General features: G+C 70.0%; 18 protein-coding genes and 2 pseudogenes. 15 read left to right on the plus strand and 5 right to left on the minus strand.

Features of this window, described 5'->3' with window-relative positions; all coding sequences use genetic code 11:
- Together E3O49_RS16570 and E3O49_RS10090 are read left to right on the plus strand one after the other, a co-directional pair.
- Positions 1-187 (plus strand): annotated as a pseudogene (locus tag E3O49_RS16570) (hypothetical protein); the annotation flags it as partial.
- Positions 188-196: 9 nt separating this feature from the next.
- Positions 197-1,006, plus strand: coding sequence for a lysophospholipid acyltransferase family protein (locus tag E3O49_RS10090; protein ID WP_134365868.1), 810 nt, complete (start codon positions 197-199; stop codon positions 1,004-1,006).
- Here E3O49_RS10090 and E3O49_RS10095 read toward each other — a convergent pair.
- Complete coding sequence (locus tag E3O49_RS10095) at positions 1,003-1,584, minus strand: flavin reductase family protein (RefSeq protein WP_134365867.1); 582 nt, start codon at positions 1,582-1,584, stop codon at positions 1,003-1,005. The two genes, E3O49_RS10090 and E3O49_RS10095, sit on opposite strands and share 4 nt — an antisense overlap.
- A gap of 72 nt (positions 1,585-1,656) precedes the next feature.
- Here E3O49_RS10095 and hisD point away from each other — a divergent pair, with 72 nt between their 5' ends.
- Genes hisD through E3O49_RS10110 form a run of 3 tightly spaced genes read left to right on the plus strand, consistent with a single transcriptional unit; the run spans position 1,657 to position 4,554 of the window.
- On the plus strand, positions 1,657-2,982 hold the full coding sequence (gene hisD / locus E3O49_RS10100) for a histidinol dehydrogenase (protein ID WP_134402644.1): 1,326 nt from the start codon (positions 1,657-1,659) through the stop codon (positions 2,980-2,982).
- 12 nt (positions 2,983-2,994) lie between these two features.
- Positions 2,995-3,489 (plus strand): transcriptional regulator NrdR, encoded by a 495-nt coding sequence (gene nrdR, locus E3O49_RS10105; RefSeq protein WP_134365865.1) that lies wholly within the window; start codon positions 2,995-2,997, stop codon positions 3,487-3,489.
- Positions 3,490-3,522: 33 nt separating this feature from the next.
- A complete protein-coding gene (locus E3O49_RS10110; protein ID WP_134365864.1) occupies positions 3,523-4,554 on the plus strand; it encodes a quinone-dependent dihydroorotate dehydrogenase in 1,032 nt (343 codons plus the stop codon).
- Positions 4,555-4,595: 41 nt separating this feature from the next.
- Here the strand turns inward: E3O49_RS10110 and E3O49_RS10115 are convergent, their stop codons facing one another.
- A complete protein-coding gene (locus E3O49_RS10115) occupies positions 4,596-5,648 on the minus strand; it encodes an App1 family protein (protein ID WP_134451541.1) in 1,053 nt (350 codons plus the stop codon).
- A gap of 233 nt (positions 5,649-5,881) precedes the next feature.
- On the opposite strand from E3O49_RS10115, the gene E3O49_RS10120 reads away from it, so the two are divergent.
- The 5 genes from E3O49_RS10120 to E3O49_RS10140 are packed head-to-tail and all read left to right on the plus strand — an operon-like array spanning position 5,882 to position 9,781.
- Complete coding sequence (locus E3O49_RS10120) at positions 5,882-6,535, plus strand: TetR/AcrR family transcriptional regulator (RefSeq protein ID WP_134365863.1); 654 nt, start codon at positions 5,882-5,884, stop codon at positions 6,533-6,535.
- 12 nt (positions 6,536-6,547) lie between these two features.
- Positions 6,548-7,435, plus strand: a complete 888-nt coding sequence (locus E3O49_RS10125; RefSeq protein ID WP_134365862.1) for an ABC transporter ATP-binding protein — start codon at positions 6,548-6,550, stop codon at positions 7,433-7,435.
- Positions 7,432-8,118, plus strand: coding sequence for an ABC transporter permease (locus E3O49_RS10130; protein WP_134365861.1), 687 nt, complete (start codon positions 7,432-7,434; stop codon positions 8,116-8,118). The genes E3O49_RS10125 and E3O49_RS10130 overlap by 4 nt, the downstream gene beginning before the upstream one ends.
- A complete protein-coding gene (locus tag E3O49_RS10135) occupies positions 8,115-8,855 on the plus strand; it encodes an ABC transporter permease (RefSeq protein ID WP_134365860.1) in 741 nt (246 codons plus the stop codon). The genes E3O49_RS10130 and E3O49_RS10135 overlap by 4 nt, the downstream gene beginning before the upstream one ends.
- Positions 8,855-9,781 carry an ABC transporter substrate-binding protein gene (locus tag E3O49_RS10140; RefSeq protein ID WP_134402643.1) on the plus strand — a complete coding sequence of 309 codons (927 nt, stop codon included), beginning with the start codon at positions 8,855-8,857 and terminating at the stop codon, positions 9,779-9,781. Before E3O49_RS10135 ends, E3O49_RS10140 begins: the two co-directional genes overlap by 1 nt.
- A gap of 145 nt (positions 9,782-9,926) precedes the next feature.
- Here the strand turns inward: E3O49_RS10140 and E3O49_RS10145 are convergent, their stop codons facing one another.
- Positions 9,927-10,865: a M56 family metallopeptidase gene (locus tag E3O49_RS10145; RefSeq protein ID WP_134451447.1), complete on the minus strand. Its 939-nt coding sequence runs from the start codon at positions 10,863-10,865 to the stop codon at positions 9,927-9,929.
- A 100-nt stretch (positions 10,866-10,965) separates the two neighbouring features.
- Positions 10,966-11,328 (minus strand): annotated as a pseudogene (locus E3O49_RS10150) (BlaI/MecI/CopY family transcriptional regulator); the annotation flags it as partial.
- Between the two features lie 97 nt (positions 11,329-11,425).
- Between E3O49_RS10150 and E3O49_RS10155 the strand changes: the two are divergent.
- The 4 genes from E3O49_RS10155 (at position 11,426) to cydC (ending at position 17,473) form a co-directional block, all read left to right on the plus strand.
- A complete protein-coding gene (locus tag E3O49_RS10155; protein ID WP_134365856.1) occupies positions 11,426-12,838 on the plus strand; it encodes a cytochrome ubiquinol oxidase subunit I in 1,413 nt (470 codons plus the stop codon).
- A 9-nt stretch (positions 12,839-12,847) separates the two neighbouring features.
- Positions 12,848-13,864 carry a cytochrome d ubiquinol oxidase subunit II gene (gene cydB, locus E3O49_RS10160; protein WP_134365855.1) on the plus strand — a complete coding sequence of 339 codons (1,017 nt, stop codon included), beginning with the start codon at positions 12,848-12,850 and terminating at the stop codon, positions 13,862-13,864.
- A gap of 53 nt (positions 13,865-13,917) precedes the next feature.
- Positions 13,918-15,585 carry a thiol reductant ABC exporter subunit CydD gene (gene cydD, locus E3O49_RS10165; protein ID WP_134411229.1) on the plus strand — a complete coding sequence of 556 codons (1,668 nt, stop codon included), beginning with the start codon at positions 13,918-13,920 and terminating at the stop codon, positions 15,583-15,585.
- A gap of 97 nt (positions 15,586-15,682) precedes the next feature.
- On the plus strand, positions 15,683-17,473 hold the full coding sequence (gene cydC / locus E3O49_RS10170) for a thiol reductant ABC exporter subunit CydC (protein WP_134451451.1): 1,791 nt from the start codon (positions 15,683-15,685) through the stop codon (positions 17,471-17,473).
- A gap of 40 nt (positions 17,474-17,513) precedes the next feature.
- On the opposite strand, the gene E3O49_RS10175 is transcribed toward cydC, so the two are convergent.
- Entirely contained in the window at positions 17,514-18,182 is a 669-nt protein-coding gene (locus E3O49_RS10175) for a DedA family protein (protein WP_134365852.1), read from the minus strand.
- A 91-nt stretch (positions 18,183-18,273) separates the two neighbouring features.
- On the opposite strand from E3O49_RS10175, the gene E3O49_RS10180 reads away from it, so the two are divergent.
- Positions 18,274-19,737: an anthranilate synthase component I family protein gene (locus E3O49_RS10180; protein ID WP_134365851.1), complete on the plus strand. Its 1,464-nt coding sequence runs from the start codon at positions 18,274-18,276 to the stop codon at positions 19,735-19,737.
- Positions 19,738-19,768: the final 31 nt, after the last annotated feature.

Genomic DNA, 19,768 nt, shown 5'->3' on the forward strand with positions numbered 1-19,768 from the left:
GGGCTGGTTCGATCACCGGATGCTCGACAGCACCGGGTGGCAGATCCGGATGGTCCGGGGCTCGCCCGAGGTGATGGCACCACCCTGGCTGGAGAGCGGACCGCGGAAGTGGCGCAAGACCACGAAATCGCGAATCCAGATGGCCGACGCCATCGAACATAAGAACATCACCCGCGACGACCAGTAGCCTTGGATCATGACACGGCGCGAGAGTGAACCCCTGTACACGACGGCGATCACGGCCGGCCGGGCCGTTTTCGGCCTGCTGCGCCTGAAGCCGTCCGTCACGGGCCTGAAGAACCTGCCGGACACCGGGGGAGCCGTGCTGGCGATCACCCACTTCGGCTACATGGACTTCGCCCTGGTCGAGTGGATGCTGTGGCACAAGAACCGGCGTCACATCCGTTTCATGGCCAAAAAGGGCGCGTTCGACCAGAAGCTCGTCGGGGTGCTGCTACGCGGAATGCGGCACATCTCGGTCGATATGAAGGCGGGCGCGGAAGCCTACGGCCAGGCCGTGAAGGCGCTGAAGGAGGGAGAACTGCTCGGAGTGTTTCCGGAGGGCGGCGTGAACGCGTCCTTCACCGTGCGGGAACTCAAGAGCGGCGCCGTCCGGATGGCCGCCGAGGCCGGAGTCCCGATCATCCCGATCGCCGTCTGGGGCGGCCACCGCCTGCTCACCAAGAATCACAAGCCATCGCTGCGCGAGGCATCCGGCGTTCCGGTCAGCTTCGCCGTCGGTGAGGCGTTCACGGTCGCCGAATTATCGGCGGCTGCGGGGGAGGACGCCCAATCGTTGACGCAGGCGCTCCACGGCACCCTCCAGGGTCTCGTCGACGGACTGCAGGCCGCCTACCCGGTCGACGGTGCGGGGCAATGGTGGCAGCCGCGGCACCTCGGGGGCACCGCGCCCACGCCCGAGGTGGCCGCCGTGGCCGAGGCCGAACGCCGCCGCCTGAGGGACGCGAAGGCCCAGGCCGGGTCGAGTAAGACCAGTCGGGGCTAGACCCGTCGGGGCTGGACATCGGCCCCCGGCACGCGGTAGGTGCGCTCGTGATAGAGCAGGGCCTGGTCGTTCTCGCCCATGCCGCCGGACTCGATCTTCACGACCACCACGGCGCTGTTGTGCACCAGGACGCGCTCGATGATCCGGCCCACCATCCATGAGGTGACGTCCTTCAGCACGGGCAGGCCGTGCGGTCCGGGTTGCCAGTGGTCGCCGTCGAAGCGTTTGTCGGCCGGACCGGACATCACCTCGGCGACGCCGCGGTTGCGCGCCCCGAGAATGTGGATGACGACCCGGTCGCTCTCGGCGATCGCAGGCCAGGTGCTGGCCGACCGGGCCATGTTGAAGGTGGCCAGGGGCGGGACCGACGAGAGGGAGGCCAGTGATGTGGCCGTGAACCCCACCGGGGTGCCGTCGGGCCGCAACGCGGTGACCACGGCGACGCCGGCGGCGTGACGCCGGAAGGCGTGCTTGAACGCGGCCAGGTCCAGCGGCGCATTGGGGTCCTCGGCCAGGGGAACGGCGGCTGGCACGGCGGCTGGTGCGGCGGCGTTCTGGGGCGTTTTGGTGTCGTTCATCTCAGTGACTCAATCTCCTCGGCGTTCAGACTATTCCCGGTGGGCGGGAGTTGATCGCTAGGCTGGAAGGCGATGATCCAGACTATTGACCTCAGAGGGACCCGGCCCACTCCGGCGGAATTGCTTGCGGCCGTCCCGCGCGCGCTCACCGACGTGACCGCGGCAAGCGATATCGCAGCCGAACTGATCGACGATGTACGGGCCAGGGGCGAGGATGCCCTCCTCGGCCAGGCGGAACGTCTCGACCGGGTGCGACCGGCCCACGTGCGGGTCCCCGCCTCCCACGTCGCCGAGGCGCTGGCCGGGCTGGAGCCCGCCGTGCGCACGGCCATCGAGGAGACCATCCGCCGGGTGCGCATCGCCAGCGCGGCCCAGGTCCCGCCGACCGTGACCACCACCATTGCCGACGGCGCCACCATCGTGCAGCGCTGGCAGCCGGTCAACCGGGTCGGCCTGTATGTGCCGGGCGGCAAGGCCGTCTACCCGTCCAGCGTCGTGATGAACGTGGTGCCCGCCCAGATCGCCGGCGTGTCCTCGATCGCGCTGGCCTCACCGCCGCAGAGCCACTTCGACGGCCGCGTGCACCCCACCATCCTCGCGGTCGCCGGTTTGCTCGGCATCGACGAGATCTACGCCATGGGCGGAGCCGGCGCCATCGGCGCATTCGCCTACGGCGTTCCCGGCCTCGGGCTCGACCCGGTGCAGCTCGTCACCGGACCCGGCAACGTGTACGTGGCCGCCGCGAAGCGCCTCGTCCGCGGGGTGACCGGCATCGATTCCGAGGCCGGCCCCACCGACATCCTCGTCATTGCGGATGCCTCCGCCGACCCGCGACTCGTCGCGGCAGACCTGGTCAGCCAGGCCGAGCACGACGAACTGGCCGCAGCCATGCTCGTCACCGACTCGGCCGTGCTCGCGGACGCCGTCGCCGAGCACCTCGTCGGGCTGATGGAGACCACCACCCACAGTGCCCGCGTCACCGCGTCGCTGAACGGGCGGCAGTCCGGGATCGTGCTCGTGGACGACGTGGCCGCGGCGGCCGCGTTCAGCAACGCCTTCGGACCGGAACACCTCGAGATCCAGACCCGGGACCCGGAAGCCGTCCTCGCCCTGATCGAGAACGCCGGCGCCATCTTCCTCGGCCCGCACTCCCCGGTCAGCCTCGGCGACTACGCGGCCGGCTCGAACCACGTGCTGCCCACGGGCGGGCAGGCCCGGTTCTCCTCCGGGCTCGGCGCCTACACCTTCCTCCGCCCGCAGCAGGTGGTCACGTACACCCGGGAGGCCCTGCGTGAGGTCGCCGGGCACATCGCGGCCCTGTCCGCCGCCGAGGCACTGCCGGCCCACGGGGACGCCGTCACCGCGCGTTTCGCCACCGCGCAATTCGGCACCGAGTAGGCTGGCAGCACAATGTTCTGCCCGTTCTGTCGCCACCCCGACTCCCGAGTCATCGACTCGCGCACGAGCGACGACGGACTCTCGATCCGCAGGCGCCGGCAGTGCCCGGAGTGCGGCCGCCGGTTCAGCACCACCGAGACGGCCAGCCTGAACATCGTCAAGCGCAGCGGGGTGGTCGAACCGTTCAGCCGGGACAAGATCGTCGCCGGCGTGCGCAAGGCCTGCCAGGGCCGCCCGGTGACCGATTCCGACCTGGCCATGCTGGCCCAGCGGGTCGAGGAGACCATCCGTCAGACGGGCTCGTCGCAGGTCGACGCGAACGACGTCGGCCTGGCGATCCTGCTCCCGCTGCGCGAACTCGACGAGGTGGCCTACCTGCGCTTCGCCAGCGTCTACCAGGCCTTCGACTCGCTCGAGGATTTCGAGGCCGCCATCTCCCAGCTCCGCATCGAGCACGGCGTCACCGCCGCAGCCCCGGCGGCCGCTGCCGGCCCGACCGAGCCCTAGAACCGAACCGCAGAACCGAACCTTAGAGGTCCCGTGTACCCGCTCGTCTTCTCGCTCTTCTTTGCCCGGCTCGACCCCGAACGCGCGCACCACCTGGCCTTCTCGGTGATCCGGGCCGTGCCCGCGCTGGGCTTCGGCCGCCTCGTGCACCGCTTCACCCGGCCCCGGACGGACCTCGGCGTCGACACCCTCGGGCTGCATTTCGCGTCGCCGTTCGGCCTCGCCGCCGGATTCGACAAAGACGGAAAGGCCGTCATCGGGCTCGGTCAGCTCGGCTTCGGCCATGTGGAGGTCGGCACGATCACGGCCGTCCCGCAGCCCGGAAACCCGACGCCGCGACTGTTCCGCCTGATCCCCGACCGTGCGGTGATCAACCGGATGGGGTTCAACAACGACGGCGCCCGCGCGGCCCGCGTACGCCTGTCCCGGGTGCGCGCCGTGCGTGGACGCCCGGTCCTCGGCATCAACATCGGCAAGAGCCGGGTCACGCCGGTGGAGGACGCCACGGCCGACTACCTGGCCAGTGCCGCCCTGCTGGCGCCCCTGGCCGACTACCTCGTGGTCAACGTCAGTTCGCCCAACACTCCCGGCCTGCGCGGTCTGCAGGAACTCGACCAGCTCGCCCCGCTGCTGCGCGCGGTCAAAGCCGAGGCCGGTGCCACCCCGCTGCTGGTCAAGATCGCCCCCGACCTCAGCGACGACGAGGTCACCCGCATCGCCGAACTGTCCGTGTCGCTCGGCCTCGACGGCATCATCGCCACCAACACCACGCTGTCCCGGGACGGGCTGAAAACGGATGCGGCCGTCGTCCTGGCCGCCGGCGCCGGCGGCCTCTCCGGCGCGCCGCTGCACGCCCGGTCCCTGGCCGTGCTCCGCCTGATCCGGGCGTCGGTGCCGGCCAGCCTCTGCGTGATCTCCGTCGGGGGCGTGGAAACGGCCGAACAGGTCGCCGAACGGCTCGCTGCCGGGGCCACCCTCGTGCAGGGGTACACCGGTTTCCTCTACCGCGGGCCGCTCTGGGCGCGCCAGATCAACCGGGGGCTGGATCGTATCCTGGCGGCCTGACGTCCGTTCCGAGGCCATCCAGGGTCCACGGGCGGGACCGGCTAGAGCAGGCCGCGCTCCGCGAGCTGGCGAGCCAGGCTCGCGCCGTCCGGGCCGTAGACCCAGCGCGGGTCGTGCGGCTCCTCCACGGTGTCTGTGACGACTTTGGCAGCCTTGGCCGGGCGTCCGGCCAGTACGGCCTCACCCGGCGACAGCTGGCGGATCGCGACCGTCTCCACGCTGCCGGGGAAGTCCCGCTGGAACTCGCCGTAGATGGCCTCATCGTGCTGGCCGTCGTCGCCGATCAGAATCCAGCGGATCTCCGGGAACTCCTGGGCCAGGCGCCGCAGATTCGCCCGCTTGTGATCCTGACCGCTGCGGAACCAGCGGTCGTGGGTCGGGCCCCAGTCGGTGAGGAGGAGCGCCCCGGAGGGGTACAGGTTGCGAGACAGGAATCGGGTCAGCGTCGGAGCGACGTTCCAGGCGCCGGTCGAGAGGTAGATCATCGGGGCGCCCTCCGCGGTGGCGGCCAGCCGGTCCAGCAGAACCGCCATGCCCGGGGTCGGAACGCGGGCATGCTCGTCGAGCACGAAGGTGTTCCAGGCGGCGAGCATCGGCCGGGGGAGGGTGGTGACCATGACCGTGTCGTCGATATCGGAGATGATGCCGTGGCTCACGGAGGGCGCAACGATGAAGATGGGGGCGTCGACCGGCTGGAACGCGTCATCCGTGTGCAGCTGGGCCACGTGCCAGCCGGGCGTGAGCTTCACCTGGACGACCGTGTCGACCACGCCGCCGCGGTCGGCGCGCACGCGATGGGTGCTGCCGTTGATCTCGATGGTCACGGTCACGTCGTTGACCGGCACGCTGGTGAAACTGCGCCAGCCACGAATGCCCGCGTCCCGCCGCTCGGCCCGCCAACGATGGTGAACCGTTCTGGCCGGCTTCTCCGGCTTTTCCGGCTTGGCCAGGAGCACGCGGCAGAGGATGCGCACCCACTCGGTCGAGCCGTAGCCGGCATAGGGGATGACGGTCGGCAGGTAGCCGCGTTTGCGGGCCGAGCGTTCCCGCTTGAAATGCAGCCAATCCTCGACGCGGGCCGCGCGATGCATCATCTTCGCGGGTGCGCCCGTGGGCAGGATTCGAGGAGACGTCGACACAGTCCCTAGTCTCGCACGCGCCGGCCGCGGTCAAACCCGCGCCCGCGGCGGAAACCGCATCGGCAGCGCGCGGCGGCATCCGTGGAAAAAACGCGGGTTTCTCACATTCACCGGCGGGGCGCGCCGTTCCTGGCATCCGGAGCGTGTTTTGCACCGTAGGCTGATGACTTATCTTTCAAGGAGGACAAGTGTCACTCAGTGACCTTTTCGGTGGGGATCCTTTCGTACCGGGCCAGACGGTTCGGACCGAGCCAATTCAGCAGCGCAGCACGGCACGCCTGTCCGGCCTGCTCGACGCCGCTGCCGTCGTCGTCGACGAGGTGGGCTTCGACCGCATCACCACGGCGATGGTGGCCGAGCGCGCCGGGGCGTCGATCGGTACCGTGTACCGCTACTACCCCGACCGGGTGGCCGTGCTGCAGGCGCTGCGGGAGCGAGCGGTGCAGCGGTACCGGCAGCGGGTGGCGGATGAGCTCAAGCAGAGCTCCCCGCAGACCTGGTGGGACGCCGTCGACTGCTCCATCACGGCCTTCGTCGACCTGTATCGTTCCGAGCCGGGTTTTCGCATCATGCACTTCTCGGACCGTGAACTGTCCCCGATCACCGCCGATCTCGACTCCGGATTCTTCGCCCGGCAGCTGGCCGTGGTCCTCGCGGAGGAGTTCGGCCTCGCTGGCGGCGCCGAGCTGACTTTCCGCCTCGAAGTTGCGGTCGAGATGGCCGATTCGATCCTGTCCCGCGCGTTCCGGGCGAACCCCCAGGGCGACGAGCGTTTCATCGCGGAATGCCGACGTGTCATGCAGGATTACCTCCTCGGCTACTACGGGCCGGGCACCGCCTAGAAAGCGACTTCCATGATCGAGTTCCGCTCGGTGAGCAAACAGTTCCCGGACGGCACCCTGGCCGTTGAGGACTTCAGCCTGACCCTCCCGTCACACCAGACGACGGTGCTGGTCGGGTCGTCGGGTTCCGGCAAGACCACCCTGTTGCGCATGATCAACCGGATGGTCGACCCGTCGTCCGGCGCGATCGAGATCGACGGCGTCGGCATCCACACCCTCGAGCCCGTGCAGCTCCGCCGCCGCATCGGCTATGTGATGCAGAATTCCGGCCTGCTGCCGCACCGCACCGTGATCGACAATGTGGCCACCGTGCCCCTCCTGCGCGGGACGCCGAAGAAGAATGCCAGGCAGGACGCCCTGGCCCTGCTCGACACCGTCGGCCTGGACCGCTCCCTCGCGGACCGGTACCCGAGCCAGCTGTCCGGCGGACAGCAGCAGAGGGTGGGCGTCGCCCGTGGACTCGCGGTCAACCCCAACATCCTGCTGATGGACGAGCCTTTCGGGGCCGTCGACCCGATCGTTCGGGCGGAGCTGCAGCAGGAACTGATCCGGCTGCAGAGCGAGCTCGGAAAGACCGTCGTTTTCGTCACGCACGACATCGAGGAGGCGTTTCTCCTGGGCGACCAGGTCGTGATCCTGCGCGAGGGCGGCCGGATCGCGCAGATTGGCTCGCCGGCCGAGATCCTGGCCAACCCGGCCGACGATTTCGTGGCCAGCTTCGTCGGAGCCGACCGCGGCAAGCGCGCCCTGCATCTGGAGCGCCGGGGCGACGGTGACGTCCTCGTTGACAGCGAGGGGCGTCTGGCCGGAGTACTAGTGCCCGGCGGCCGGCCCCACGAGACAAAGGCCGGCCCGTTCCCGGGGCCGGGTGCTCCGGCGCAGGGTGGGGAGCCGCAGTGACCTGGATCTGGTCGAATCTGGACCTCATCTGGGATCGCACCCTCGATCACCTCGTCCTCAGCGTGCCGCCGATCGTCTTCAGCTTCCTGATCGCGCTGCCGCTCGGCTGGCTCGCGAACCGGTACCGGCTCAGCCGGGGCGTCATCCTGACCGTCAGCGGGCTACTCTACGCCATCCCGTCCCTGCCGCTCTTCTTCGTGCTCCCGGCCATCGTGGGCACCAGCCTCCGATCGCCCCTGAACCTGGTCATCGCCCTGACCCTCTACGGCGTGGCGCTGATGGTGCGCGTGGTGGCCGACGGCCTGGCATCCGTGGACGCGGACGTGCGCCAGTCGGCCGTCGCGCTCGGCTACTCCGGCTGGAGCATCTTCTGGCAGGTGGAACTGCCGCTCTCCGGCCCCGTTCTCCTCGCCGGCCTCCGGGTCGTGGCGGTCAGCACGGTCAGCCTCGCCACGGTGGGGGCTGTGATCGGCGCCCAGAGCCTCGGCAGTCTCTTCACGGATGGCTTCCAGCGCGGCATCGAGGCCGAAATCATCGCCGGCATTGTGGCGACCGTGCTGGTCGCGCTCCTGCTCGACGGGGCGCTCGTCGTTCTCGGCCGGGTCGCCCTGCCGTGGACGCGCCCGGCCGGCTCGAACGGGGCCGCCGCGCGCGAGGCCCGGATCGTCGAGGTCACCACATGAACCTCTTTGTCGACGCACTGAACTGGATCCTCGACCCGGCCAACTACACCGGGCCGGGCGGCATCTCCGTGCGCCTGGTCGAGCACCTCGGCTTCACCGTCGTGGCGCTGCTGATGGCCTCCGCCATCGCCATCCCGTGCGGGTTCGTCATCGGCCACACCGGCCGTGGCCGCGGCCTGGCCGTGGCCACGTCCGGCGGGCTCAGGGCCATCCCGACCCTCGGGCTGCTCACCCTGGTGGCGCTCTGGATCGGGATCGGGCTCGGCGCCCCGTACGTGGCGCTCACCGTGCTGGCGATCCCGCCGATCCTCGCGGGCGCCTACACGGGCTTCGAAGCGATCGACCGGGCCGTCATCGACTCCGCGCGGTCCGTGGGCATGTCCGAGGCCCAGATCGTGCGCACGGTCGAGATCCCGCTGGGCCTGCCGCTGCTGATCGCCGGGTTGCGGTCCGCCACCCTCCAGGTCGTCGCCACAGCGACCCTGGCCGCGTATGTGGCGGATTTCGGACTCGGCCGGTTCCTGTTCGCCGGCCTCAAGACGAGAGACTATGGGGAGATGCTCGGCGGATCCATCCTCGTCATCCTGCTCGCTTTCGCGCTCGAGGGAATATTCACCGTTGTGCAGAGACTTGTCGTCCCTAGAGGTGTTGCGTCCGGACGCCTCCCAGTCGACCGGGCCAGGTCAGCCAGACCCAGCCCGGGGATGGAACCCGCCATCACGGAAGGAAACCACTAATGTTCACAGTGAATAAAGGCCGGCTCGCGGCAGTCGCCGCGGTCGCGGTTGGGGCCGTCGTAGCCCTTGCAGGGTGTGCGTCCGGTGACCCGCTGGACTCCGGAAGTTCCGGCTCCGGTGATTCCGGGACCCTGGTCGTCGGTTCCCAGGACTACTACTCCAACGAAATCGTCGCCGAAATCTATGCCCAGGCGCTCGAGGCGAACGGCGTGACGGTCGACCGCCAGTTCAAAATCGGCCAGCGCGAGGTCTACCTGCCCGAGATCAAGGGCGGGGCCATCGACGTCTTCCCCGAATACACCGGAAGCCTGCTGCAGGCTCTCGACTCGAAGGCCGCCGGCGGCACCGCCGCCGAGACCTACGCCGAACTGCAGGATGCGCTACCGAAGGGCCTGAGCGTGCTGGACATGGCGGCCGCGACGGACCAGAACTCCTGGACCGTGACGCAGGCCTTCGCCGACAAGTACAAGCTGACGGACATCGCGTCGCTCAAGAACGTGACCGAGCCGATCACGGTGGGCGGCAACTCCGAGCTGGAGACCCGGCCCTACGGGCCGACGGCGCTCAAGGAGAAGTACGGCATCGAGACCGCCGGGTTCAAGCCGGTCGAGGATGGCGGCGGCCCGCTCACCGTCAAGGCCCTGGTCGACAACGACATCCAGCTGGCTAACATCTACACGGCCAGCCCCAACATCAAGTCGGACAACCTCGTGGCCCTGCAAGACCCCGACGGGCTGTTCTTCCCGGACAACGTCGTGCCCGTCGTGTCCAAGAAGGTCGACGACAGGGCCGCCGCGGTGCTGAACAAGGTCAGTGCCGCCCTGAGCGCCGAAGACCTGGTCAGCCTCAACTCCGAGAGCGTGAACGACCAGCTCTCGGCCGAGAAGATCGCGGCCGCCTGGCTCAAGCAGGCGAACCTCTTCTAGGCATCCCTCACCAATTCGACGGAGATTCTGCGCCCACGGGCCGGTTTTCGGCCCAAAACGGTCCGGAAGCCGAGAATCTCCGTCGAATTGGTTCGCGCGGCGGTCAGGCAGCGACGCTCAGGCAGCGACGCTCAGGCAGCGACGCTCAGGCAGCGAAGAGGAGGAGCGTCGGCAGCACCAGGAGCGACGCCGAACACGTCACTGCGGCCACGACGACGGGGAGCGGCAGGGCCGGCGGAGGCGTGAGCAGCCGGCGCACCCGCGGGGTGACGAGGTCGAACGGATGGTCGGGGCCGCCGCCCGGGACGACGTCCCCGCCCAGCGGGTCCACCTGGTGCGCCGACCCGACCAGCGCGATGGCGGTCGCCAGCGTGCGGTCGGGCACCACGCGCCTGGCCCGGTCGTCGGCGAGCATCTCCACCAGCAGGGCGACCGCGTTCTCGGCGCGATTGGCGATGGGAAACCACGGCAGGGAGCTGTGCCAGGACTTGAACGCGAGCAGCACGAGATGGTGCTGCTGCAACAGGTGGGCGCGCTCATGCTCGATCACCCCGCGCAACTGGTCCTCGTCGAGCAGCCGGAGCAGGCCCATCGACAGGACGGTCGCCGACCGGGCCGCGCCGGGCAGGCAGTAGGCCACGGGCGCGTCATGGTCGATGACGTGCATCCCCGGTCTGTCCGGCACCGGATGGCTGAGCAGACCGATCAGATGATGGTGCCGCCGGTGCTGCCGTTCCGCGCGAAAGAAGGTCGCCGCGAGGTTCAGCAGCAGGTGACCGCCGAGGATCAGGGCCCCGCACAGCATCAGCACCGACGTGAGCGTCGTGCCGGCCGGAAGGGTACCGGCCCCGAGATGCCCGGCCAGCGAACGGATGCCGCCCGGCAGGTCGCTGCCGAAGGGGAGGAGCCCGAAGGCGAGGAGCGAGCCGATCATGGACAGGCCGCCGGCCAGGGCGATGGACTGCCACAGCGTCAGGGCGAGAACGGGGGAGCGCGCCGGCCAGCGCGCACCGGCCAGGAGGATCGGGATCGGGCCGGCGAGGGCGACGGCCACGACCATCAGTCCTATCGCGGTGACGAGCATGCGGCTCCCGGCTGCACGCGACTCACTCGCGGCTGAGGGTGGTGCTGGTGCTGGTGCTCGTGCTGCTGGTGTTCGTCGCCGGGGTGTTCGTCCTGATGGTGCCGAGGAGGTGCCGCAGCGCCTCGGCCTCCGCGGGGCTGACGTTGCCGATGAACCGGGCCAGGGCCGCCTGGCGGTCGGGAGCCGACCCGAGCACCTCGTGCATCAACTCGGCGGTGTGTTCGGCCCGGGTCGTGACCGCCCGGTACCGGTGCGGGCGCGCGTCCCGGTCGCGGGTCACGAAGCCCTTCGTTTCCAGCCGGGACAGCACGGTCAGCACCGTCGTGGTGGCCAGGGGCTTCTTGCTGGCCGCCACGGCCGCCGGGGTGAGCAGCCGGTCGCGCAGGTCCGTGGCGGGCAGGGACTCCCCGGAGTCCCAGAGCACATCCATCAGCAGTCTCTCGAGCACGCCCAAATTCCCCATAAGGGGGAGTGTAACAAGGATGAATACCGCAGTTCTACGGCGGGTAGAAGGGTAATGTCTTCTACGTATTGTAGAAACCGAAGTCGCTGGAGGGCGCATGAACGAGTGGCTGGATCCCTTACTCCTGTCGAGATGGCAGTTCGGTCTGACCACCGTCTACCATTTCCTGTTCGTCCCGCTGACGATCGGCCTCGCGCTGACCGTGGCGATCTTCCAGTCCGCCTGGGTGCGCACGGACAAGGCCAAGTACCTGCAGCTCACCCACTTCTTCGGCAAGATCTTCCTGATCAACTTCGCCATGGGCGTCGTCACCGGAATCGTGCAGGAATTCCAGTTCGGGATGAACTGGTCCGATTACTCCCGCTTCGTCGGTGACGTCTTCGGCGCCCCGCTCGCGTTCGAGGGGATCACCGCGTTCTTCCTTGAAGCCACCTTCATCGGGCTGTGGATCTTCGGCTGGGACAAGCTGCCGCGCGGCCTTCACCTGGCGACGATCTGGCTGACCGTCGCCGGCAGCATCGCCTCCGCCTACTTCATCCTGGCCGCGAACGCGTTCATGCAGAACCCGATCGCCTTCCGCATCAACGAGACGCGCGGGCGAGCGGAGCTGACGGATATCGGCGAGTTGCTGACGAATCCGATCGCCCTGGCCTCGTTCCCGCACACGATCTTCGCCTGCTTCATGGTGTCATCCGGCCTCGTCATCTCGGTGGCCGCCTGGCACCTGGCCCGCAAGCAGAACGAGGACACCATGCGTCCCGCTCTCAAATTCGGGATGTGGATGATGGTCATCTCCGGCGCGCTGACGACCTTCTTCGGCGACTCGCTGAGCCTGGCGATGACCGCGGCGCAGCCCATGAAGATGGCGGCCGCCGAGGCCATGTACAAGACGGCGACCGGGGCCAACGCCTCCTTCTCCATCTTCACCCTCGGCACCCCGGACGGTGTCAGCGAGCTGTTCTCCGTGCGCATCCCCTACCTCCTGTCATTCCTGTCGACGCACACCCTGGACGGCACCGTCGAGGGCATCGACAACCTGCAGGCGCAGTACGTGACCCTGTACGGCCCGGGCGATTACACGCCCACGATCTGGATCACCTACTGGGCGTTCCGCTGGATGATCGGTCTCGGCATCGCGCACATCCTGGTCGCCGTCGTCGGGCTCTGGCTGACCCGCAACGGGCGCACCCCGAAGGCCGCGTGGATCTGGAAGGTCGCCATCTGGAGCTTCCCGTTCTCGCTGCTCGCCATGAGCGTCGGCTGGGTCTTCACCGAGATGGGCCGCCAGCCCTGGCTCGTGTTCGGGCTGCTGCGCACCCAGGACGGGGTGTCGCCCAATGTCAGCGGTCTCGAGATCCTGATCTCGCTGGTCGCGTTCACACTGATCTACGGCATCCTCGCCGTCGTCGAATTCAAACTGATCCTCCAGGCTGTGAAGAAGGGACCCGCCCCCGCGCCGGTTCCCGACCCGGTTTCGGGCCAGGTCAAGCCACAGGTCACGGTGTACTAGGAGCTCATGATGGAACTCAACATTCTCTGGTTCTGGATCATCGCCGCGATGTTCATCGGCTACTTCGTGCTCGACGGCTTCGACTTCGGCGTCGGGATGTCCCTGCCCTTCCTCGGCAAGGACGACCTCGACCGTCGCGTCATCATCAACACCATCGGCCCGGTCTGGGACCTGAACGAAACCTGGGTCATCGTCGCCGGGGCCTCGCTCTTCGCGGCATTCCCGGAATGGTACGCGACGATGTTCAGCGGGTTCTACCTGGCCCTGCTCGTGATCCTGCTCGCGCTGATCGTGCGCGGCGTGTCGTTCGAATACCGCCACCAGCGGCCCGAATCCGTATGGAAGGCGCGCTTCGACCTCATGATCGTCGTGGGGTCCGCGGTCCCCGCCCTGCTCTGGGGCGTGGCCTTCGCCAACGTCGTCCAGGGCGTGCAGCTGGATGCCGGGCACAACTACATCGGCACCTTCTTCGACCTGCTGAACCCGTACGCCCTGCTCGGCGGGCTGACCACGCTCCTGCTCTTCTTCACCCACGGCGTGGTGTTCATCTCCCTGAAGACGGAGGGCGACATCCGTCAGCGGGCCCAGAAGCTGGCCGTGAAGGCCGGCCTCGTGACGATCCTGGTCGCCGCGTCCTTCCTGCTCTGGACCACGCTGGTCTTCGGCAGCGTCGCGACGGCCGTCTTCGCGGGCGTCGCGGCGGCCGCGCTGATCGCGTCGTTCCTCGCAAATCTGCGCGGGTCGGAGGGCTGGGCGTTCACGCTGATGGCGGCGACGATCGCCTTCGCCGTGCTGACGCTCTTCGCCTCCCTGTTCCCCGACGTGATGCCGGCGAGCAACGACGCGGCCAACAGCCTGACCATCGACAACGCCTCGTCGACGCCGTACACACTCCAGGTGATGAGCTGGACGGCCCTGTTCGCGATGCCGGTCATCCTGCTCTACCAGGGCTGGACCTACTGGGTGCTGCGCAAGCGGGTCAGCCGGAAGACCGTGACGGCGGCGGTAGACTCCGCCGTCCACTGAGTCCGCCCTTCGCTGAGTCCGCCGCACATTGAATCCGCCGTAAACTGAAACGGATGCGCCCTCTCGATCCCCGGCTTCTCCGCTACGCGACCGCCGCCCGGTGGTTCCTGGCAGCCGGAGCCGTGCTCGGGCTGGCGCAGACCGTCACGGTGATCGCGTTCTCCTGGCTGCTCAGCCAGAGCATCACGCTCGCGGTGGCCGGCGCGCAGAGGAGCGAACTGGCCGGCACGATCGGCGCCCTCGCCGGCGTCGTCGTCGTGCGCGCGGTGCTGGTCTGGCTGCTCGAGGTCGCCGCCACCCGCGGGGCGGCCTCGGTCAAGAGCCAGCTGCGGCGCCAGGTGCTCGACCGGCTCGCCGAACGGGGCCCCGACTGGCTGGCCGGCCGGCAGAGCGCGAGCGTGGCCACCCTGGTGACGCAGGGCCTTGACGCGCTGGACAACTACTTCGCCCGTTACCTGCCCCAGCTGCTGCTCGCCGGCATCGCCACGCCCCTGCTGATCCTGGTCATGCTCTGGCAGGACCTGCCCAGCGGGATCACCGTGATCGTGGTGCTGCCGTTCATCCCGGTCTTCATGATTCTGATCGGCCAGGCCACCCTGGCCGTACAGCGTCAGCAATGGGACTCCCTGCACCGACTGTCCACCGGGTTCCTCGACCTGGTCGGGGGCCTCGGCACACTGAAGATCTACGGCCGGCAGGCCCGCCAGTTCGAGCGGGTGCGCACCATCACCGACGACTACCGCACGCGCACCATGAAGGTGCTGCGGGTCTCCTTCCTCAGCGGCTTCGTGCTGGAACTGGCGGCCAGCCTGTCGGTGGCCCTCGTCGCCGTGTCGATCGGCCTGCGTCTGGTGGATGGCAGCCTCTCCCTCGGGGTCGGGCTCTTCGTGCTGCTGCTGGCCCCGGAGGCGTTCCTGCCCGTGCGCCAGGTCGGCGCCCAGTTCCACGCCGCGGCCGACGGGCTCGCGGCCTCCGAAGAGGTCTTCGCCCTCCTCGACGAGGGCCGGCCGGACTCCGCGCCGGTCCCGGCCCCGGTCTCCGCGTCCGTCCCGGTCCCGTCGCCGAGCCCGGTGCTGCCGAAGCCGGGCGGCCCGCTCCGGTTCGAACAGGTCACGATCCGGCGGGGCACGGATGCCACGGTGTCCGATTTCAGCGCCGTCTTCCGCCCGGGGCAGCTGGCCGTGGTCGTCGGCCCGAGCGGAGCCGGAAAATCCACCCTGGTGGCGGCCCTGCAGGGTTTCGTCCCGTTCGAGGGCCGCATCAGCCTCGGCGACCGCGCCCTGACTCCGGGCACCGGCCGGCCCCAGCTGGCCTGGGCCGGGCAGCGACCCGGACTCTTCCAGGGAACGATCGCCGACAATCTTGCCCTCGGCGACGCATCCGTCGACCCGGCCGCGGTGACGACCGCACTGGCCTGGGCCGGGGCGGCCGACCTGGCCCCGGACACGCTGCTCGGCGTCGCCGGGGCGGGGCTGTCCGGCGGGCAGTCCCAGCGGGTCGCCGCGGCGCGGGCGATCTACCGTGCCCGCACCCACGGCTGCTCCATCGTGGTGCTCGACGAACCCAGTTCGGCCCTCGACGCCGCGGCGGAGACGCTACTCGCCGCAGGGCTGCGCCGACTGGCCGACGAGGGGCGGATCGTGATCGTGGTCAGCCACCGCCCCGCCCTGCGCGCCGCCGCCGACCAGATCGTGCAGCTGAGTGAGGTGGCCCATTTCTGAGCAAACCGTGCCCGAAGACACCGTGCCGGAAGACACCGTGCCGGAAAACACCGTGCCGGAAAACACAGTGCCGGAAAACACCGTGCCGGAAAACACCGTGCCTGAAAAACCCGCGCCGGAGACCTGTGGGTCTGGGAACGCGGACCCGTCGGCGGTGCGGACGGTGCTCCGGCTCGCCCAGCCGCGCGCGCGCCGGTTCGCCCCCGGCCTGGCCGCCGGCGTGGCGAGCGCGATCTTCGCGGTGGCCCTGCTGGCCTCCTCAGCCTGGCTGATCACCCGCGCCGCCGAACAGCCGCCGATCATGTTCCTCTCGATGGCCGTCGTCGGCGTGCGGGCCTTCGCCCTGGGCCGGTCCGCCTTCCGGTACCTGCAACGGCTGGCCAGCCACGACGCCGCCTTCCGCCAGCTCGCCGACCTGCGCCTGGGCGTGTTCGCCCGGCTCGTGCCCCTCGCCCCGGCCGGGCTCTCGAACACCGGCCGCGGGGACCTGCTCACCCGCCTCGTCCGCGACGTCGACGACCTGCAGGACCTGCCGTTGCGGGTCGTGCAGCCGCTCGCGACCGCCGGCATCCTCGCGGCCCTGAGCGTGTTCGGGGTCTGGCTGGTGCTCCCGGCGGCCGCCCTGACGCTGGCCCTGGCCCTCCTCCTCGCCGGCGTCGTCGCGACGCTTGCCTCCAGCGCCCTGTCCGCCCGGTCGGAGCGGGAACTCGCCCCCCTGCGTGGAGCCCTCGCGGGCGAGGTGCTCGAGGTCGTCGAGAACCTCGACGTGCTCACCGCCTTCGGCGCCCTCCCCGGGCGGCTGGACACCCTGGCGGCGGCCGACGACCGGTTGCGCCGGGCCTCCCTGCGTTGCTCACTGGGCGTGGGCGTGCAGGGCGCCGTGCTGTCCCTGTTCGCGGGCGCCGCGACCGTCGGGGCCCTGTGGGTCGGCATCCCGGAGCTCCTCAACTCCGGGCCCGACGGTGCGGGCCTGGTCACCGGGGCCGGCGCACTGACCGGGCCGGGCTTCGCCGTCGTCGTCCTCGTGCCGATGGCGGTCTTCGAGGTGTTCGGCCTGATCCCCCTGGCGCTCGGCGTGTGGCGGCAGGTGCGCTCCAGCGCCCGCCGGGTGACCTCGGCCGTCCCGGCGGAGGTCCCGCCGGAGATCCCGCTCGATGCCTCGCTCGATGCGCTGCTGGACACCCCGCTCGACACCCCACCCGGCGTCGGCGTCACCGTGGGCGCGCGGCCGGTCCTCGAACTGGCCGGCCTGGGCGCGAGCTGGCCCGGCACGGATGCCCCGGCGCTCACCGACGTCACCCTGCGCCTGGCGCCCGGCGACCGGGTGCACCTCTTCGGCCCGAGCGGCGCCGGAAAGAGCACCCTCACCCTGGTCCTGGTGCGCTTCCTCGACTACACGGGCTCCTACCGGCTCGACGGCGTCGAGGCGCGCACGCTGCCCCAGGACGCGGTGCGGGCGCGCGTCGGACTGTGCGAGCAGCGCCCCTGGCTCTTCGACGACAGCATCCGTCAGAACCTGCTCTTCGCCCGCGACACCGCCACCGACGACGACCTTCTGGCCGTTCTCGGCCGGGTGGGCCTGGGCGCCTGGACCCGTCAGCGCGGCGGCCTCGACGCTCGGGTGGGGGAGCAGGGCGCCCTGGTCTCGGGCGGCCAGGCCCAGCGGATCGCGCTGGCCCGCGCACTGCTCGCGGATTTCCCGGTGCTCATCGTCGACGAACCGACCGCGAACGTCGACGAAGCCCAGGGCGAGCAGCTGGTCCGCGACATCCTGGAGACGGCCGCCGAAGACGGACGCGCCGTGCTGCTGATCTCGCACACCCCGGTGCCCGACGAGCTGATCACCGCGCGCGTCACCGTGCCCGGCCCGGCACGCCCGCGGCGATAGACGCGACGCTCGCGACAGCAGGCACCCGGAACCGGTCCAGTTACTCCTCGTGCAGGGTCGCCGGCCCGTCCGGCTGCTCCATGTGCCGGGCCTCCCGACGGTTCAACCACTTCTTGATCAGGAGCACGAGCAGCACGAAGGCCGCGATCGCGGCCACGAAGAGGTATCCGGCGAAGTGGAGCCGGTCGGCGAGCTCCCGGTAACCGTCGGCGGCGGCCCACCCGACCGAGACGTAGGCCAGCGACCACAGCACACAGGCCGGCACGGTCCACGCCATGAACGTGCGGTAGCGCATCGGGCTCATCCCCACGGTCAGCGGGATCAGGGAGTGCAGCACCGGCAGGAACCGGGACAGGAACACGGCGATCCCGCCGCGACGGGCCAGGTAGATCTCCGCCCGGGCCCAGTTGCGCTCGCCCAGACGGCGTCCGAGCCGGCTCAACCGGATCCACGGGCCGAAGTGCCGCCCCAGCGCGAACCCGATGCTCTCGCCGACCAGGGCGCCGACGATCACGGTGACGACCAGTCCCACGAACTCGACCGTGTTCCCCACCGCCGTGCTCGCGACGATCACGATGGAATCGCCCGGAACCACGAGTCCGACCAGCACGGATGTCTCCAGCACCATGCCGAGACCGGCCAGCAGGGTGCGCACGACCGGGTCGACACTGGCGACGGTGTCGAGGATCGAGCTGAGGATGTCGTTCACCCGGCCCAGCCTAGGCCGGATGCCGGATCCCGGAACCCGGCCCGGACCGGCCTGGCACGACGGCCGGGAACCGGGCACCTAGGCTGAGACCGTGACCGGGTCGATTCTTCGCGTTCCCCTGCCCGAGTGGCGGGATCCGGCGAGCGTTTTCCATGCCCTGTACCGCGACAGTCCCTACGCATTCTGGCTGGATGGCGGGGAGAGCTCCCGCACCGGACACAGCTATCTCGGTGCCGCCTCGCCCGCATCCCGCTTCGTGACGGCCTCGGTGCCGAATGCCACCGTGACGGTGGCCACCGCCGGGTGCACGGCGACGCCCGCGGAGATCCGGCCGAGCACCGTGTTCGAGTTCCTCCAGGAGGACCTCGCCCCGGCGCAGGACGATGGCGCCGACGACGGTGCCGGCGAGGACGACGACGCAGGCTTCCGGCTCGGCTGGGTGGGCTGGCTCGGCTACGAACTCGGTGCCCAGACCGTCGGCACGCCGGCGCACGATTCGCGCTATCCGGACGCCGCCCTGCTCGAGGTGCACCGCATGCTCGTGTTCGATCACGCTGCGGGCACCGTCACGGCGGTGGCCCGCCAGTGCCCCGGCGAACCAGTCGGCGCCGCCCGGGCATGGGCGGAACGGATGCCACGCACCCTCGCCGACCTGCCTGCCGGGGCATCCGTGGCCCCTGAACCGCTCCCGGGCGGGGCGGTGGCCCGCTGGCGGCACGACGACGACCGCTACGCGGAACTCGTGCACCGGTGCCAGACCTCGATCCGGGCGGGGGACGCCTATCAGCTCTGCCTCACCAATGAGATCCTGGTCGACGTCCGCCCCGACCCGGTGCGGGCCTACCTGCTGCTCCGCGCCGGCAGCCCCAGCCACCACGGCGGGCTCCTGCGCTTCGGCGACACCGCCCTGCTCAGCGCCTCGCCGGAACAGTTCCTCGCCGTGACCCCCGGCGGGCGGGTCACGACCAAACCGATCAAGGGCACCCGGCCCCGCTCCAGTCGGCCCGCGGAGGACCGGGCGCTCCGGGCGGAGCTCGAGGCCAGCGTCAAGGAACGCGCCGAGAACCTGATGATCGTCGACCTGATGCGCAACGATCTCGGCCGGATCGCCGAGGTCGGGTCGGTCAGCGTGCCGAGCCTGCTGGCGGTGGAGAGCTACGCCCATGTGCACCAGCTGGTCAGCACCGTCGAGGCGCGCCTCGCGCCCGGGGTCAGCGTCGTGGACGCCGTGGCCTCCTGCTTCCCCGCCGGATCCATGACGGGCGCACCCAAGATCAGCGCGATGACCCTCCTCGACGCCCTCGAGGACGGCCCGCGCGGCATCTATGCCGGCGCCTTCGGCTACCTCGGGCGGGACGGATCCGTGGACCTGGCCATGGTCATCCGCAGCATCGTGCTCGGCCCCACCGGGGCGTCCATCGGCACCGGCGGCGGCATCACGGCCCTGTCCGACGCCGGCGAGGAGATCGAGGAAACCCGGATCAAGGCGGCGGCGCTCCTGGCCGTCCTCGGCACCCGCCCGTCCGGGCCAGCAACGGGCCAGGGCCAGGTTTAGTAACCTAGACGTTGGACGACGCCTCCGGGCG

Source organism: Cryobacterium shii, from assembly GCF_004402595.1.
Taxonomy (GTDB): domain Bacteria; phylum Actinomycetota; class Actinomycetes; order Actinomycetales; family Microbacteriaceae; genus Cryobacterium; species Cryobacterium shii.

Excerpts from the sequence above, each read along its gene's own strand:
- nrdR (WP_134365865.1), top strand. The coding sequence starts at position 2,995 with ATGTTCTGCCCGTTCTGTCGCCACCCCGACTCCCGAGTCATCGACTCG.
- cydB (WP_134365855.1), top strand. The coding sequence starts at position 12,848 with ATGGAACTCAACATTCTCTGGTTCTGGATCATCGCCGCGATGTTCATC.
- E3O49_RS10125 (WP_134365862.1), top strand. The coding sequence starts at position 6,548 with ATGATCGAGTTCCGCTCGGTGAGCAAACAGTTCCCGGACGGCACCCTG.
- E3O49_RS10155 (WP_134365856.1), top strand. The coding sequence starts at position 11,426 with ATGAACGAGTGGCTGGATCCCTTACTCCTGTCGAGATGGCAGTTCGGT.
- E3O49_RS10115 (WP_134451541.1), bottom strand. The coding sequence starts at position 5,648 with ATGATGCATCGCGCGGCCCGCGTCGAGGATTGGCTGCATTTCAAGCGG.
- cydD (WP_134411229.1), top strand. The coding sequence starts at position 13,918 with ATGCGCCCTCTCGATCCCCGGCTTCTCCGCTACGCGACCGCCGCCCGG.
- E3O49_RS10135 (WP_134365860.1), top strand. The coding sequence starts at position 8,115 with ATGAACCTCTTTGTCGACGCACTGAACTGGATCCTCGACCCGGCCAAC.
- E3O49_RS10090 (WP_134365868.1), top strand. The coding sequence starts at position 197 with ATGACACGGCGCGAGAGTGAACCCCTGTACACGACGGCGATCACGGCC.
- E3O49_RS10140 (WP_134402643.1), top strand. The coding sequence starts at position 8,855 with ATGTTCACAGTGAATAAAGGCCGGCTCGCGGCAGTCGCCGCGGTCGCG.
- E3O49_RS10095 (WP_134365867.1), bottom strand. The coding sequence starts at position 1,584 with ATGAACGACACCAAAACGCCCCAGAACGCCGCCGCACCAGCCGCCGTG.
- hisD (WP_134402644.1), top strand. The coding sequence starts at position 1,657 with ATGATCCAGACTATTGACCTCAGAGGGACCCGGCCCACTCCGGCGGAA.
- E3O49_RS10145 (WP_134451447.1), bottom strand. The coding sequence starts at position 10,865 with ATGCTCGTCACCGCGATAGGACTGATGGTCGTGGCCGTCGCCCTCGCC.